18 protein-coding genes are annotated in these 15,694 nt (G+C 63.8%); 4 read left to right on the plus strand and 14 right to left on the minus strand.

What is annotated here, in order from left to right; translation table 11 throughout:
* Positions 1-4: 4 nt before the first annotated feature.
* The 7 genes from CSC73_RS16865 to CSC73_RS16895 form a co-directional block, all read right to left on the minus strand.
* Complete coding sequence (locus tag CSC73_RS16865; RefSeq protein WP_163842783.1) at positions 5-343, minus strand: antibiotic biosynthesis monooxygenase family protein; 339 nt, start codon at positions 341-343, stop codon at positions 5-7.
* 145 nt (positions 344-488) lie between these two features.
* The gene (gene trpD / locus CSC73_RS16870; protein ID WP_163842785.1) at positions 489-1,520 is read right to left on the minus strand and encodes an anthranilate phosphoribosyltransferase; all 1,032 of its coding nucleotides are present in this window, start codon (positions 1,518-1,520) and stop codon (positions 489-491) included.
* Positions 1,521-1,627: 107 nt separating this feature from the next.
* The gene (locus tag CSC73_RS16875; RefSeq protein WP_163842789.1) at positions 1,628-2,206 is read right to left on the minus strand and encodes an anthranilate synthase component II; all 579 of its coding nucleotides are present in this window, start codon (positions 2,204-2,206) and stop codon (positions 1,628-1,630) included.
* Between the two features lie 3 nt (positions 2,207-2,209).
* Positions 2,210-2,989 carry an SIMPL domain-containing protein gene (locus tag CSC73_RS16880; RefSeq protein ID WP_163842792.1) on the minus strand — a complete coding sequence of 260 codons (780 nt, stop codon included), beginning with the start codon at positions 2,987-2,989 and terminating at the stop codon, positions 2,210-2,212.
* Positions 2,990-3,102: 113 nt separating this feature from the next.
* The gene (gene trpE, locus CSC73_RS16885; RefSeq protein ID WP_163842794.1) at positions 3,103-4,605 is read right to left on the minus strand and encodes an anthranilate synthase component I; all 1,503 of its coding nucleotides are present in this window, start codon (positions 4,603-4,605) and stop codon (positions 3,103-3,105) included.
* 282 nt (positions 4,606-4,887) lie between these two features.
* On the minus strand, positions 4,888-5,562 hold the full coding sequence (gene rpe / locus CSC73_RS16890) for a ribulose-phosphate 3-epimerase (RefSeq protein WP_163842796.1): 675 nt from the start codon (positions 5,560-5,562) through the stop codon (positions 4,888-4,890).
* A gap of 32 nt (positions 5,563-5,594) precedes the next feature.
* Positions 5,595-5,927: a J domain-containing protein gene (locus CSC73_RS16895; RefSeq protein ID WP_163842799.1), complete on the minus strand. Its 333-nt coding sequence runs from the start codon at positions 5,925-5,927 to the stop codon at positions 5,595-5,597.
* A 102-nt stretch (positions 5,928-6,029) separates the two neighbouring features.
* Here CSC73_RS16895 and CSC73_RS16900 point away from each other — a divergent pair, with 102 nt between their 5' ends.
* The 3 genes from CSC73_RS16900 (at position 6,030) to CSC73_RS16910 (ending at position 7,984) form a co-directional block, all read left to right on the plus strand.
* Positions 6,030-6,956, plus strand: a complete 927-nt coding sequence (locus CSC73_RS16900) for a phosphoribosylaminoimidazolesuccinocarboxamide synthase (protein WP_163842802.1) — start codon at positions 6,030-6,032, stop codon at positions 6,954-6,956.
* 136 nt (positions 6,957-7,092) lie between these two features.
* Entirely contained in the window at positions 7,093-7,428 is a 336-nt protein-coding gene (locus tag CSC73_RS16905) for a DMT family transporter (protein WP_163842804.1), read from the plus strand.
* A gap of 76 nt (positions 7,429-7,504) precedes the next feature.
* Positions 7,505-7,984, plus strand: coding sequence for an Mpo1 family 2-hydroxy fatty acid dioxygenase (locus tag CSC73_RS16910; RefSeq protein ID WP_163842807.1), 480 nt, complete (start codon positions 7,505-7,507; stop codon positions 7,982-7,984).
* Between the two features lie 73 nt (positions 7,985-8,057).
* Here CSC73_RS16910 and CSC73_RS16915 read toward each other — a convergent pair whose 3' ends face one another.
* The 4 genes from CSC73_RS16915 to CSC73_RS16930 form a co-directional block, all read right to left on the minus strand.
* A complete protein-coding gene (locus CSC73_RS16915) occupies positions 8,058-8,915 on the minus strand; it encodes an NAD-dependent epimerase/dehydratase family protein (RefSeq protein WP_163842810.1) in 858 nt (285 codons plus the stop codon).
* The gene (gene nhaA, locus CSC73_RS16920; RefSeq protein ID WP_163842813.1) at positions 8,916-10,118 is read right to left on the minus strand and encodes a Na+/H+ antiporter NhaA; all 1,203 of its coding nucleotides are present in this window, start codon (positions 10,116-10,118) and stop codon (positions 8,916-8,918) included.
* A gap of 34 nt (positions 10,119-10,152) precedes the next feature.
* Positions 10,153-11,106, minus strand: coding sequence for a calcium/sodium antiporter (locus CSC73_RS16925; RefSeq protein WP_163842816.1), 954 nt, complete (start codon positions 11,104-11,106; stop codon positions 10,153-10,155).
* 147 nt (positions 11,107-11,253) lie between these two features.
* Positions 11,254-11,898 (minus strand): lectin, encoded by a 645-nt coding sequence (locus CSC73_RS16930; RefSeq protein ID WP_163842820.1) that lies wholly within the window; start codon positions 11,896-11,898, stop codon positions 11,254-11,256.
* 191 nt (positions 11,899-12,089) lie between these two features.
* Here CSC73_RS16930 and CSC73_RS16935 point away from each other — a divergent pair, with 191 nt between their 5' ends.
* A complete protein-coding gene (locus CSC73_RS16935; RefSeq protein ID WP_211840917.1) occupies positions 12,090-12,698 on the plus strand; it encodes a hypothetical protein in 609 nt (202 codons plus the stop codon).
* A 5-nt stretch (positions 12,699-12,703) separates the two neighbouring features.
* On the opposite strand, the gene hmgA is transcribed toward CSC73_RS16935, so the two are convergent.
* From hmgA to hppD, 3 genes are all read right to left on the minus strand, one after another.
* Positions 12,704-14,005 carry a homogentisate 1,2-dioxygenase gene (gene hmgA, locus CSC73_RS16940; RefSeq protein ID WP_163842823.1) on the minus strand — a complete coding sequence of 434 codons (1,302 nt, stop codon included), beginning with the start codon at positions 14,003-14,005 and terminating at the stop codon, positions 12,704-12,706.
* A gap of 146 nt (positions 14,006-14,151) precedes the next feature.
* Positions 14,152-14,412 carry an endonuclease domain-containing protein gene (locus tag CSC73_RS18530; RefSeq protein ID WP_246197553.1) on the minus strand — a complete coding sequence of 87 codons (261 nt, stop codon included), beginning with the start codon at positions 14,410-14,412 and terminating at the stop codon, positions 14,152-14,154.
* Between the two features lie 59 nt (positions 14,413-14,471).
* On the minus strand, positions 14,472-15,563 hold the full coding sequence (gene hppD, locus CSC73_RS16950; RefSeq protein WP_163842826.1) for a 4-hydroxyphenylpyruvate dioxygenase: 1,092 nt from the start codon (positions 15,561-15,563) through the stop codon (positions 14,472-14,474).
* Positions 15,564-15,694: the final 131 nt, after the last annotated feature.

A 15,694-nucleotide genomic window follows, 5' to 3' on the forward strand; every position in this document is an offset into this window, starting at 1 on the left:
TGACCTACTGCCTGTCCCACCCATATGCACGTTCCACCTTGGCAACGCGCAACTCGAAATGGTCGTACCAGTCGCTGCGTCCTCGCTCGCGCGCGGCGGCATGTTCGGCGTGCCGCCGCCAAGCCAGGATGGATTCCTCGCTTTCCCAGTAAGCCACGGTTATGCCGAAGCCGTCGGCGCCACGCGTGGACTCCACGCCAAGGAACCCCGGCTGCTCACGCGCCAGCTCGACCATGCGCTGCGCGGTGCTGCCGTAGCCTTCCTCGTCGTGCGCATTGCGCTGCGAGGAGAAGATCACCGCGTAGTACGGTGGCTTGGGAAGTTGTGCGAACCCATCATTCATATGCATATCTCTCAGCCGTCATTCCCACGAAGGCGGGAACCCAGCGACTTTCGCCCTTCTCGATTAACTTTAACTGCAAAAGCAAAGTCGTTGGATTCCCGCCTTCGCGGGAATGACGGTCTGAAGAATTGCGTCTGTACCTTATTCACTGAACCAGTCTCCTGGTCGTCGCCACGAACTCCTCCAGCTTGGCCAGCGCCGCACCGGTGGTGATGACCTCGCGCGACATCTCGATCCCCGCCTCGATGGAGTCAGCGACACCGGCGACATACAACGCAGCGCCCGCGTTCAACACTACGATCTCACGCGCCGGGCCGGGCCGGTTGTCCAGCACGCCCAGCAGCATCGCCTTCGATTCCGCCGCATCGGCCACGCGCAGATTGCGGCTGGCCGACATGGCGATGCCGAAATCCTCCGGATGAAGCTCGTACTCGGTGACCACGCCGTTGCGCAATTCGCCGACCAGAGTAGCCGCACCCAGCGAGAGTTCGTCCATGCCGTCGCGGCCCCACACCACCAGCGCGCGCTCGGCGCCCAGTTCGTGCAGCGCGCGCGCCTGGATGCCGACCAGATCGGGGTGGAACACGCCCATCAGTATGTTCGGCGCGCCGGCCGGATTGGTCAGAGGGCCCAGGATGTTGAAGATGGTGCGCACGCCCATCTCGCGGCGCACCGGGGCGACCACTTTCATCGCCGGGTGGTGCACCGGCGCGAACATGAAGCCGATGCCGGTGCTGGCGATGGACTGGGCGACCTGCTCGGGTTCCAGTTCGATGGATGCGCCCAGCGCTTCCAGCACATCGGCGCTGCCGGATTTGGACGACACGCTGCGGTTGCCGTGCTTGGCCACCTTGGCGCCCGCCGCCGCGGCGACGAACATCGAGGCGGTGGAGATATTGAAAGTGTGGGAACCGTCGCCGCCGGTGCCGACGATGTCGACCAAGTGCGATTTGTCCGGCACGTCCACCGTGCGGGAGAACTCGCGCATCACCGTGGCCGCGCCGGCGATCTCGCCGATGGTCTCCTTCTTCACCCGCAGCCCGGTGAGGATGGCCGCAGTCATGACCGGCGAGACTTCTCCGCGCATGATCAGGCGGAACAGGTCCACCATCTCGTCGTGGAAGATCTCGCGATGCTCGATGGTGCGTTGCAGGGCTTCTTGGGGAGTCAAAGGCATGTCATGTTCTCTGTAGGAGCGGGCCCTGCCCGCGACGCTTTTCGTGCATCGCGCCTGGGGCGTCGCGGGCAGGGCCCGCTCCTACATGGGGGCGAGGTTATGCGGGATTATCCCTCAAGGAAATTCTTCAGTAGTGCATGTCCATGTTCGGTCAGGATGGACTCGGGGTGGAACTGCACGCCCTGCACCGGGAACTGCCTGTGCCGCAGGCCCATGATTTCCTCGAACGAGCCGTCTTCCAGTTCGGTCCAGGCGATGATCTCCAGGCTGTCGGGCAACGTGCCGCGATCCACCACCAGCGAATGGTAGCGCGTGGCTTCATAGGCGTCGGGCAGGTGGGCGAACACGCCCTTGCCCTGGTGGCGGATGCGCGAGGTCTTGCCGTGCATGATGGTCTTGGCGCGGATCACGTCGCCGCCGTAGGCCTGGCCGATGCTCTGGTGGCCCAGGCACACGCCCAGGATAGGCGTGCGCTGGCCCATGCGTTCGATCAGCTCCAGCGATACGCCCGCTTCGTTGGGCGTGCACGGACCGGGCGAAATGACGATGCGCTCGGGGGCGAGCTTTTCGATCTCGTCCACCGTCAGCGCGTCGTTGCGCACCACCTTGACCTCGGCACCCAGCGATTGCAGGTACTGCACGAGGTTGTAGGTGAAGCTGTCGTAGTTGTCGAGCATCAGAAGCATGAATTAGTCCGCCAGCAGGAATACTGCGTAGATCTTGTCATCGAAAGATACATAGCCCGTTTGCAAGGACTCGGGGGCGGCGGCGGCGCGATCCATACGACTACCGGTCACCTGGATGCGGTCGAGGGATCCAAAGCCGTCGGACACTCTCCACTGGTACAGCGCAGGCCAGTTTCCTTCCTGGATACCGTATTGGAATTGCGGCGCCACATCGGAGACGCTGTATACGCCCGCGATTCTCGCCCCATAAGCCTTGGCGATCACCTCGGCCTTTTCACGCGAAGATTCGATGCTTTTCTGACGAAGCGCGGCGCGCAGTTTCTGCTCATCGGACAGCTCGGTCGTAACCGCCGAGATCGTCAGCTCCTTGGACGTCTTGATACTGGCAAGAAATGTCTGCAGATCGGACTGTCTGGCGAATCTCGCGGTAAGCGATCTGGCAACGCCCGTTCCGATGAAAACCTGATCTTGCTTGCTTTGGTCGTAACGATGGCGCGGCCCGATCTGCAGCGAAGTCGCCACGACCCCGCCTTCTGTCACGTTTGCCGCCTTCAACTGGCTGAGCACTTCCTTCACATCGGCTTCGACGCGCTGCCGCGCAACCTCCGGCGCCAGGTCGACCGCCTCGAAATTCAGCGAGATCTTGAAGCGGTCGGGGATGGCGCGCGCCTGCGCGTCGCCGTAAACCAGGATATGGCGGGTCGGCGGCAGAGCGTTCACTTGCGCGAATGCGTCGGTTGCCAATAACGAAAGCAACAGCAGTCCTGCGGTCTTGAAAGTCATGGGGCGATCTCCTGGAGATGAGCGGGTCGATAGCGGGCGGTCCGCTTTCGGAGCGCCTCCCTGCATCGAACGGCTCGACCTGGCCGACGGGGTTTGCAATACCGGATCTTCCATCACAACCCCTTCGCCGCTTCCGCCACCGCGCGGAACAACGCCCTGCCCTTGTTCATCGTCTCGTCCCACTCCTTCTCCGGATCCGAGTCATAGACGATCCCCGCCCCCGCCTGTACATGCAGCCGCCCATCCTTGATCACCGCGGTACGGATGGCGATGGCCGTATCCGCATCGCCGTGCCAGCCGATGTAGCCGATGCTGCCGGCGTAGACGTTGCGCTTGATCGGCTCCAGCTCACGGATCACTTCCAGCGCGCGGATCTTGGGCGCGCCGCTGACCGTGCCGGCCGGGAACGTAGCGCGCAACACGTCCGCATAGCTCAGGCCCGGCAGCAGCTTGCCGGTGACCTCGCTGACGATGTGCATGACGTGGCTGTAGCGTTCGATCACGAATTGCTCGCCCACCTGCACCGTGCCCGCTTCCGATACCCGGCCCGCATCGTTGCGGCCCAGATCGATCAGCATCAGGTGTTCGGCGCGCTCCTTGGGGTCGGCCAGCAGTTCGGCTTCCAGCGCCAGGTCTTCCGCATGCGTGTGCCCGCGCGGGCGCGTGCCGGCGATGGGACGCACGGTGACTTCGCTCTCGCCTTTATCGTTATGTTCAAGACGAACGAGGATTTCAGGCGACGAACCCACCACCTGCACATCGCCCACGTCCAGGAAATACATGTACGGCGAGGGATTGAGCGCACGCAGCGCCCGGTACACATCCACCGGGCGCGCATGGAACGGCACGCTGAGGCGCTGCGACAGCACCACCTGGAAGATGTCGCCGGCGCGGATGTATTCCTTGGACTTCTCGACGGCCGCGATGAAACCGTCACGGGTGAAGCCGGAAACGAAATGGCTTTCGTCCAGCACGTTGCGAGTGATCGGCGCTGGGTACGAACCGGGCTGGCGCAGCTTGGTGGTCAGTGCGTCCAGACGCGATTGCGCGTTTTCCCAGGCGTCGGCTTCGCGCGGATCGGCGTGGACGATGAGGTACAGGCGGCCCTTGAGGTTGTCGAAGACGGCCAGTTCTTCGGACAGCATCAGCAGGATGTCGGGCGTGTTCAGCTCGTCCGGCTTGTCGCCACCGGCCAGGCGCGGCTCGATATAGCCGATGCACTCGAAACCGAACCAGCCGACCAGTCCGCCGGTGAAACCAGGCAGGCCTTCCAGCTTGGGCACCGAATGTTCGGAGCGTAGCGCTTCGACTTCGGCGAAGGGATCGTCCACCTGGCGCGATTCGACCAGTTGGCCATGGTCGCGGATTTCCATGGCGTGGCCGCGGAAAGTGACCACGCGCCTGGCGGGCAGACCGATGATGGAATAACGGCCGAAGCGCTCGCCGCCTTCCACCGATTCCAGCAGGTAGGTGTGCGGGGCGTCGGCGAGCTTCAGGTAGACCGAAAGCGGCGTGTCCAGGTCGGACAGCACTTCGCGCACCACGGGGACACGGGTGTAGGAGCCGGGGGTATGGCTTTGCTCAGCGTGCTGCTGGAATTGCTGGGGCGTGATCAAAACAGGTTTCCTTCCGAATCGCGGGAGTCAGGCGGACGACGGCAACAGGCCACCATCGCCAGCTGGGGCGAGCGGAAGAAAGGGCGCGGGAGAGGGTCTGTGTGGTCACGAGGGGTACTTTAACCCGAGGCGGCGGCTTTTTCCCTTCCCTGCTGTCATCACCCCGTCATTTGCGACGTTTAGCGTGATAGGCCATAGCAGGGACGACTGGCGGAGGCAGGATAAGCCTCCAATTTTCCGGGGACGGGGGGCGAAGGCTTTCCGTCCCCTTTCTATGGGACCTTACCGGCCCGAGGCCGCGACCGCCGCACGCATGCTGGCGATCACCTGCCGGTAGTCCGGCGCATTGAAGATGGCCGAACCGGCCACGAAGGTATCGGCGCCGGCGGCCGCGATTTCGCCGATGTTGTCGGCCTTCACTCCGCCATCGATTTCCAGGCGGATGGCCTTGCCGGTCGCATCGATTTTTTTCCGCACCGCCCGCAGTTTGTCCAGCGCCGAAGGAATGAAGGCCTGCCCGCCGAATCCCGGATTGACCGACATCAGCAGCACCATGTCCAGGTCTTCCAGCACCCAGTCCAGCGCATCGACCGGCGTGGCCGGGTTCAGCACCAGCCCGGCCTTGCACCCATGCGACTTGATCAGCTGGATGGTGCGGTGCACGTGGTTGCTGGCCTCCGGGTGGAAGCTGATCAGCGTGGCGCCGGCCTCGGCGAAGTCGGGAACGATGCGGTCCACCGGCTTCACCATCAGGTGCACGTCGATCGGGGCGGTCACCCCGTGCTTGCGCCGCGCGCTGCAGACCAGCGGGCCGATGGTCAGGTTGGGCACGTAATGGTTGTCCATCACGTCGAAGTGCACCCAGTCGGCGCCGGCCTTCAGCACGTTGTCCACTTCCTCGCCCAGGCGGGCGAAATCGGCGGAGAGGATGGACGGGGCGATGATGCAGTCGGACATGGAGGGCTTCCGTTGGCGATCCGGTGTGGAGGTCAGCGCTTGCGCAGCTTCTTGATGCGGTCGTAGGCGGCGTTGATTTCGCCGGCCTTCTTTTCGGCCTGGCGGCGCAGATCGGCGGCCGCGCCGGTCATCTTGTCCGGGTGGTACTGGGAAATCAGCCGGCGGTAGGCCTGGTCGATTTCCGCATCGCTGGCTTCGCTGGTCAGGTTGAAGATGCGATAGGGGTTGTCCCGGCTCAGTTTGAACCAGTCCTGGTCGAAGGCATGGCCGATGATCAGGCCTATCAGCGCACCAAAAACGGGATTGGGGCGGAACAGCAAAGCGCCGGCGATCAGGCCCAGCAGTTTTCCGTACCAGCGGTTCATCGGCGGCCCTGTTCCCGTATTACCTGCATTTTACGGCACGGCGGCGCCCGCGCGCCGTAAACTAGGCGGCCTGCTCCCTTTCATCCGGCGGACCCAGGCTCCATGCCCACTACCCTGCTTCAATCCGATCTGCCCGGCCTGACGCTGCGCCATCGCGGCAAAGTACGGGATGTTTTCGACCTGCCGCGCGAGCGCCTGCCCGCCGATGCGCCTTCGGGAGACTACTTGTTGATGGTCGCCACCGACCGCCTGAGCGCGTTCGACGTGGTGCTGCCGGACCCGATTCCCGGCAAGGGCGAGATGCTCTGCCAGATCTCCAATTTCTGGTTCGAGAAGACCGCCCACCTGCTGCCCAATCATCTGACCGGCATCGATGTGGCTTCGGTATTGCCCGCAGGCGTGGATCCGGCGCTGTACGCCAAGCGCAGCGTGGTCACCAAGCGCCTGAAGCCGGTACCGGTGGAAGCCATCGCGCGCGGCTACCTGATCGGCAGCGGCTGGAAGGATTACCAGCGTACCGGCGCGGTCAGCGGCATCGCTCTTCCCGACGGCCTGCGCCAGGCGGAGAAACTACCGGAGCCCATCTTCACCCCTTCGACCAAAGCGGCGGTGGGCGACCATGACGAGAACATCGACTTCGACACCATGGTCAAGGCCGTGGGACCGGAGCTGGCCGAACGCGTGCGCGATGCGACCCTGCGCATCTATTCCTTCGCCGCCGATTACGCCGCCCAGCGCGGCATCCTGCTGGCCGACACCAAGTTCGAGTTCGGCACCGATGCCGACGGCCGCCTGTACGTGATGGACGAGATGCTGACGCCGGATTCCTCGCGCTACTGGCCGGCCGACGAGTACGGAGTGGGCACCAGCCCGCCCAGCTACGACAAGCAGTTCGTGCGCGACTATCTGGAGACGCTGGACTGGGGCAAGACCGCGCCGGGGCCAAGGTTGCCGGCGGAAGTGATCGAGCGCACGCGCGCCAAATACGCAGAGGCGCTGCAGAAGCTGGCGGGAATAGTGGTCGAGTAAAAATAACCTTGGGGTAAGTAGGGCGGGCACTGCCCGCCAGCGTTTGACTCGCCAAAGGCTCGGCGGGCAGTGCCCGCCCTACTTGGTTACGTTTACTCCGCAGGCGGCTGGGAATCGAATCCGAAGAGATTGAAAGATGAAAATAGGCTATCTCTATCTCGGCATCGCTATCCTGGCCGAAGTCATCGCCACCAGCGCCTTGAAGTATTCCGAAGGTTTCACTAAACCGCTGTCCAGCCTGGTCGTGGCGCTGGGCTACGGGGTGGCGTTCTACTTCCTGTCTCTGGTGCTCAAAACGGTACCGATGGGCGTGGCCTACGCCATCTGGTCGGGCGTGGGCATCGTGCTGATCGCCGGTATCGGCTGGTTGTGGATGAAGCAGCCGCTGGATGCCCCGGCCCTGCTGGGTATCGGCCTGATCGTGGCCGGTGTGGCGGTAATCCAGCTGTTTTCCAAATCTACGGCCCACTAGCGCCCGGCATCCCGGAAACGCCAGCCCCAATCGGCTATGCTCCATACCCTAGCGCACTGATCCTCGGGAGGGATGTATGAATGCGTCGGTACAACGCCCCATCGACCGCTGGTTCCACAGCTACTCCGGCGATCACCAGAACGAAACCAACCAACTGATCCACGTGTTCGCCGTACCTGCGATTCTCTGGTCGGTAGTGGCTTTCATGTGGTGCATTCCCGTGTTCGGCACGCTGTTCAAGAGCGGGGTGTGGGCGGCGCTGGCCATGTTCGCCACCTGGATGTTCTACAACCGCCTCTCGCGACCCATCGGCTACGGCATGCTGGTGGTGTTTTTCACCATGGGGTGCCTGTGCCGGCTGCTGGAACAAAGCGTCGGTTTGCAGAATCTGTTGTACATCGCCATCGCCGTATTCGTGTTGGCGTGGATCGCGCAATTCATCGGCCACAAGATCGAAGGCAAGAAGCCCAGCTTCTTCACCGACCTGATCTACTTGTTGATCGGACCGATCTGGGTGCTGTCCAAGTTCTATCGCAAGATGGGCTGGAAGTATTGAAGGACGCCTTGTAGAGCCGAGCTTGCTCGGCTGCTCCCGATACTGGCAAAAAAACAGCCGAGCAAGCTCGGCTCTACAAAAAGAACATTCCGCTGGTGGGTTGGAATGCTCTTGGCGCGTAACCGAAATCCCGCTGCGCGGGCTCTATATCGAACACCAGATCTTGCTGCATCCGCGCCACCGCCGCGCCGCCCAGGCTCTGCATTTTCCCCAGCGCGTGCGCGCCCGCCAGCGCGGCCTTGAACAACGGCATCGGCACCCGGATCAATCTTGCCGGCGGTTGCAGCGAGGCCAGGGTGCGCTTCACCATTTCCGCATAAGCCAGCGTTTCTCCTCCGGGCAGAGCGTAACTGCGGCCGTGGGCATTGGCGGACTCCACCGCCGCCAAGGCCGCGTCGGCAAGATCCTGCACATGCACCGGCTGCCGCAGCCCATCGGCGTTGCCCGGCAACACGAAGAAACCGGTGCGGCGCGCCAGCGATGCGATCCGTGTCAGGGTCTTGTCCCGGCCGGCGCCATAGACCAGGGTCGGGCGCAGCACCGTCGCTGCCGCCTGGCGCTGCCGGGCGGCCTCGAAGATGCGGGCCTCCGCATCGCCCAGCCTGGCGGCGACATCGCGCTCGGGCAGGTCTTCCGATTCCTGCTTGGTTTCAAGACTGGTCGAGCCGAACGCGATCACGCGCGCAGTGATCAGCGCGGTATTCGAATACCAGTGCGAGAAGTGATCCAGAGGTCCCAGGCTGAAAATCGCGTCGACCCGTTGCGGCAGCCCTTCCACCCGCTGCAGATCGCCGCGCAGCCATTTCAATTCCCCATGATCGGTCTGCGGCGCGCGCGATACGGCCGTGACGCGCCAGCCATCGGCCAGCAACCGTTCGATCACCGGCACGCCGATTTGGCCGCTGCCGCCGAACACCAGCGCGCTGCGCATTCAATCGTTGCCGGGCTTAAGCGTGAAACGCAGCCAGACCCAGCCGGCCAGCGCCGAGATCACCGATGCGCACAACACACCCAGCACCGAAGCTTCCCCGAAATGGCCGCCGATACTGGCGAAGGCCAGATTGGAAATGAACAGGCTCATGGTGAAACCCACGCCGCAGAGCATGCCCAGCCCAACCATGGCCTTGAAGTCCATGCCCTCGGGAAAGCGCGCGATACCGGCGGCGCGCGCGAACAGTGCGATGGCGACGATCCCGACCGGCTTGCCCAGCACCAGGCCCAGTACGATTCCCAGCGGCACCGACGCCAGCAGATCGCTCATTTGAAGATCGCCCAATGCGAGGCCGGCATTGGTGAAAGCGAACAGCGGCAGCACCAGGTACGCCACCCACGGGTGCAGCGTGTGTTCCAGCGACTCCAGCGGCGAAGGCGCATCATCGGTCCTGCCGCGCAGCGGAATCAACAGGCCGGTGACCACACCGGCCAGCGTGGCGTGCACGCCCGACTTCAGCACGAAGTACCAGACCACTGCGCCGAGGAACAGATACGGCCACAACCGCGTCACTCCGCGCTGGTTGAGCAGCAGCATCAAACCGACTCCCGCCCCGGCCCACGCCAGCTGGTGCGCGGCCAGATCGTGGGTATAGAAGATGGCGATGATCAGGATGGCGACCAGGTCGTCGACCACCGCTATGGTCGACAGCAGCAGCTTCATTCCCAACGGCACGCGCGAGCCCAGCAAAGCCAGGATCCCCAGCGCGAAAGCGATGTCGGTGGCAGTGGGAATGGCCCAGCCGCGCAGCGCGACGGGATCGCCCTGGTTCATGGCCCAGTACAGGATCGCCGGCACCGCCACGCCGCCGATCGCGCACAGCACCGGCAGCAGCATCTGTTCGCGGCTGGAGAGCTGGCCGCTTAGGGTCTCGCGCTTGATTTCCAGCGCCACCAGCAGGAAGAACACCGCCATCAACCCGTCGTTGATCCAGTGTTCGGCGCCTTTCACCAGGCTGAAACCGCCGACGTTGAAACCGATCGGCAAGTGCCGGAACGCTTCGTACGCGCCCTGCCACGGCGAGTTGGCCACGACCATCGCCAATGCGGCGGCGGCCATCAGCACGATGCCGGCGGCGGCTTGCAGGCGGAAGAAGTCGCGCAGCAACTCGATGCCGCGGGTAACGGGATTGATTCGGCTCATGCGTCCAGTATATCGACCGGGCCGCGGGTCGCTCTCAGCTCGCGATCAGGAACAGTTCCAGCGCGACCCAACCCAGGAACGCCACGAACAGAATCGTGCCCTCGGTCTTGCTGATGCGCAGATCGCCGCGCAGCATGGGATACAGCACCAGCACGAAAGCGATGGCCGCGGGCAATTCCAGTTTCACGAAGGACTCGGGCAGCGGCAGCGGACGCAAAGCGGCCATGCCGCCCACCACCACCAGCAGATTGAACAGGCTGGAACCGATCACATGACCCACCACCATGTCGCCCTGCCCACGCCGCGCGGCGGCGATGGCGGCGGCGACTTCCGGCAGCGCGGTGCCGATGGCCACCGGCAACAGGCCAACCAGCAAGGGCGACCAACCCCAGGCGGCGCCGATCATCGGCGCGCCCTGCACCACGAACTTGGCGCCGAAATAAAGCAACGCCACCGCAATCGCGAAGCGCAGCAGGTTCATCCACAGCACGCTGCGGGTGGCGGCGTAGGCCGCGATGCTCTCGCGCACTTCCGCCTGCTCGCGCCCGCTGCGCGCCAGCGTGAACGCAAGCGCGGCGACAAAACCCAGCAACAGCACGATGCCTTCGATGCGGGTGATGACGCCATCCAAGCCGAACACGATCAAGGCCAGGTTGGCCACCGTCAGCAACACCAGCAGCGGCGACAGCAGGCGCATGCGCACCAGCAATGGCGCGAAGATGGCGGCCAGGCCCAGGGTCAGGCCGACGTTGACGATATTGCTGCCCACCGCGTTGCCCAACGCCAGGTCCTGGGCGCCGACCACGTAGGCGCGCGCGTTTACGAACAGTTCCGGCAGCGAAGTGCCGAAGGCGACCAGCAACAGGCCGGCGACGAAGGGCGAAGCGCCGAACTTCTGCGCCAGGCCAGAAGCGCCCTTGACGATGGAATCGCCTCCCAGCGCCAGCAGCACCAGACCCAATGCGAAAAAACCCCAGGCTTCAGCCATCGCCGCTCTCCCCTACCGTTGTCCCGATTCCAGGGCCCAGTCTATGCGCAAGCGCGCCGCGTTGTCGTGGGAGCGGCACCTCGCCGCGAGCCCTTGCTTAAAGCTCGCGGCGAGACGCCGCTCCCACGGCCGGTGGACGGTCCTAGCTCAGGAGCAACCTTCCACGTAATCGACCTGCGGCGTCAGGCCCACGCGCCATGCGGTGACCTTGCCGGCCGCATCGGTTTCGAACACCAGCTTGCTGGGTGCCACGCCGCTGGCGGCGATGGAGAGATACTGGCCGCCTTCCACATATTTATGCGGACTGGATTGCAGCGCGTTGCCGTAGAGCTTCTGCAGTTCGTCGACGGTCATGCCGACCTTGCCGCCGCCAGGCGCAGCCTCCTTGTCGGTACCCACGTCGTAGCGCACGAACTTGCCGTCTTCGGCCATGAAGGCGAAATCGGATGCCTTCTTCACCCACTTCGGCGTCAGGTAGTAGCAGGTGCTGCCTTCGCTGGGCTTGCCGTTGAGTTCGCCACCCCACGCGGCCTTGGCTTCGTCGACGGTGCTGCCGAGCTTCATGTCCCCGTAGCCGGCAAAACTGGCCTGGGTGTCGGCCGCAACAGCGGCCGGGGCGGCGCCTTCGGCGGTTGCAGCGACGGGAGGCGGCGTTTCCGGTGCGGGGGCCGGGGAAACGGGCGCAACCGCTTCGGTATCGGCGGTAGTCGGGGCTGCTTCCGGGGCGGCGGGCTTGCACGCAACCAGCGACACGCCGGCGATAGCTAGGAACAACAAGGGGAAACAGCGCATGCGGCACTCCAAATCAGGTGGTGACGCGCACGCTAGCACTTGCGCGTTAACCTGTCGCAAACGGCCGTTCCCGGCCGTGTTTGCCGCGCGGCTTGCGAGCGCACTGGCAAAAGGGTGCTGACCGTCACTGTCACGTGTGTTTCATCGGCCGCCTTTACGCTGCGCGCCGCTTCACGTTTTCCGGCGCGCGCATGTATCCACGCAAGACCGATCTGGCCCGGCAAGCTCTGCAATCGCATGCGGCGCCGTTGGCCATGCGCGAACGCCAGGCGTTGATCTTGTGCGATGGTCGCCGCAGCCTCGCCGAACTGGGCGCGATGCTGGGAACCGGCGCGGTCGCGCAGATAGAGCGGCTTTGCGCGGCAGGCTACCTGATCATGACCGCGACCCCGGCAACCTCGACTGCGTCTGCGCCCGAGCCGGCACCTGCGCCGATGCCCGCGCCGATCCGCCCCGTCGCGTCGCCCGCTCCTGCTGCTTCTGTTGCACCGTTCGCAGTATCGCCTGCACCCGCGGCTTCTTCGCGCCGTTCGATCGTCGCCGCCAAACTGTATGTGATCGGCATGCTGGAACTGCAGCGCCACGAATCGGCGGTTTCCCATCGGATGCGCTTGCAAACCAGCCAGGACCCCGATGCCACGGTCGCGCACATCCTGGCCGCGGTGCATTGTCTTCAGATCACTACGTCCGCGTCTTTCACGCAACGAGTTCGCGAACGCCTGGCCGAAGTGTTGCCCGAGCCCTACTTGCCGGCGCTGGAACAACTAGACCTGACGCAGGCCCAATCCATCGCGACGTAAGATCCCTATGCGGCAGGGCCGGGAAAACGCTTCTTCAGCCCGGCCCAACACTGCTGATAATCACGCTGACGGTGCGCCGCGTCGATCGCCTGATGCGTCGGCCGTATCACCGCCCGCGTTTCGAACATGAAAGCCATGGTGTCGGCGACGACATCCGGTTTCGACAGATCCGCAATGCTGGCTTTCTCGAACGTGGCCGCGTCCGGCCCATGCCCGCTCATGCAGTTGTGCAGCGAAGCGCCTCCTGGCGCGAAGCCTTCGGCCTTGGCGTCATAAGCGCCGTGAACCAAGCCCATAAACTCGCTGGCGACGTTGCGATGGAACCACGGCGGACGGAAGGTGTCCTGCGCCACCAGCCAGCGTGGCGGGAAGATCACGAAATCCAGGTTCGCCGTCCCGGCCGTGTCGCTGGGCGAAGTGAGCACGGTGAAGATCGACGGATCCGGATGGTCGAAGCTGATGGAACCTATCGCGTTGAAGCGCCGCAGGTCGTAGCGGTAAGGCGCGTAGTTGCCGTGCCAGCCCACCACGTCCAGCGGCGAGTGGCCGATATCGGCGCGCCACAGATGGCCCTGGAACTTGGCGATCAGTTCGAACTCGCCTTCCAGATCTTCATAGGCGGCCACAGGCGTCTCGAAATCGCGCGGATTGGCCAAGCCATTGGCGCCGATTGGGCCCAGATCGGGAAGCCGCAGCATCGCGCCGAAGTTCTCGCAGACGTAGCCGAGCGAGGCGCCCTCCGGAAGCTCCACGCTGAAACGCACGCCGCGCGGTATCACTGCGATCTGCTGCGGCTCCACTTCGACCAGGCCCAGTTCGGTGGCGATCCGCAACGCGCCCTGCTGCGGCACGATCAATAGTTCGCCGTCCGCATCGTAGAAATAGCGGCCTTGCATGGAGCGATTGGTGGCATATAAATGGATGCCGACCCCGTGCTGCGCGGCCGCCGAACCGTTGCCGGCCATGGTGAACAGGCCTTCCACGAAATCGGTGGGCACCTCAGGCAGCGGCAGCGGCGACCAGCGCAGTTGGTCGGGCGATACCGGTCCGGATTCGAAGTCGTTATGGAAGCCGGCCTGCACGAACGGCGCGAAGGTACCGTGCATCGCCGCCGGGCGGATGCGGTACAGCCAGCTGCGGTGATTCTCCGCGCGCGGCGCGGTGAAGGCGGTGCCGGAGAGCTGTTCGGCATACAGGCCGTGCGCCACGCGCTGGGGCGAGTTGCGGCCGATCGGCAGCGTGCCTTCGATTGCTTCTGTGGCGAAATGGTTGGCGAAGCCGGATTGGTAGGCGTTGTCGCTAGTCATGCGGGAGCCTTGCTTAAAGCCCCTCTCCCATCGGGAGAGGGGTTGGGGTGAGGGTACGGTTCACACGCGGCGTTCCAGATCGCCTCAGCTACGGCTTCGGTCGCCAACAACACATCATTGTCCCAGAACCTGATCATGCGCCAGCCCTACGATACCAACGCACGGGTTCTGGGCGAATCGGATTGGGCATTGTGCTGGGAGTCATCGAGTTCGATCACCAAGTTCTTCTCGACGCAACAGAAGTCGACGACATAGGGTGGGATTGGATGCTGGCGACGGAACTTCAGGCCATCCAATTGCCCGGCTCGAAGAAGTCCCCACAACTTGCGCTCCGCATCGGTCATTTGTTTGCGCAGACGACGTGAATTTTCGAGCGTGGTGGTTGGCAGTGGTGGTTTGAGTTTCATGGCTCCACCGTACCCTCACCCCAACCCCTCTCCCAATGGGAGAGGGGCTCTATCTGGCGTCAGAGAAACCCGCGCTTCATCTGATCCCGTTCGATGCTCTCGAACAGCGCCTGGAAATTGCCTTCGCCGAAACCCTCGTTGCCCTTGCGCTGGATGATCTCGAAGAAGATCGGGCCGATCGCGTTCTGGGTGAAGATCTGCAGCAGCTTGCGCTGGTGGGTCTCAGGGTCGGCATCGATCAGGATCTTGTTCCTGGCCAGGCGCGGCACGTCTTCGCCGTGGTTGGGCACGCGCTGGTCGATCACCTCGAAGTAGGTGTCCGGCGTGTCCAGGAATTCCACGCCCTGCGCGCGCATCGCTTCCACGGTGGAGTAGATGTCGTCGGTGAAGCAGGCGATGTGCTGGATGCCCTCTCCGTGGTAAGCGTCCAGGTATTCGTTGATCTGCGACTTCGGGTCGCTGGATTCGTTGAGCGGAATGCGCACGACGCCGTCCGGCGCCGTCATCGCCTTGGACACCAGGCCGGTCTTGGCGCCCTTGATGTCGAAGTAGCGGATCTCGCGGAAGTTGAACAGGCGTTCGTAGTAGTCCGACCACTTCTGCATGTTGCCGAAGTACAGGTTGTGGGTCAGGTGATCGATGAAGGTCAGGCCGAAGCCTTTAGGATTCCGCTCGGCGCCCTGCACCGGCAGGTAGTCCTCGTACATCGACCCCTTGTCGCCGTAGCGGTCCACCAGGTACAGCATGCAGTCGCCGATGCCCTTGACCACAGGCGCATCGACCGCCTTGCTGTCGGGCTTGTGCTCGACCGCTTCGCCGCCATTGCCCAGCACCGTGCGCAGGACTTCGGTACCCGGCTTGCGGAAGCGGATGGCGAAACCGCAGGCGCTGGGGCCGTGGGCCCGGGCGAAATCGGCGGCGAAGGAATCGGGGTCTTCGTTGACCAGGAAATTGACCCCGCCCTGGCGGTAGACGGTGATGGGCCGGGTCTTGTGGCGCATCACCGCGGTGAATCCCAGCTTGCGGAAATAGTCGTGCAGCAGCTCGCCCTGGCCCTGGGGAGCGGCGAATTCGACGAATTCGAAGCCGTCGATACCCATCGGATTTTCGAACGTGGTGACCTGCATGCCAAGATTGGGCTGTGCGCTCATGGTTCGTGCCTCGCGGGGCTTGTTCCGGGGAGACGGACTTTATAGTTTCATATGAAACCAATTGCAAGCGGCGATGCATCATTTACCGAGGAAAGCTCCATGAACGACCCCAGCCCCAACACTTCTTCCCC

The sequence above is a fragment of the Pseudoxanthomonas sacheonensis genome (assembly GCF_010093305.1).
GTDB lineage: Bacteria > Pseudomonadota > Gammaproteobacteria > Xanthomonadales > Xanthomonadaceae > Pseudoxanthomonas_A > Pseudoxanthomonas_A sacheonensis.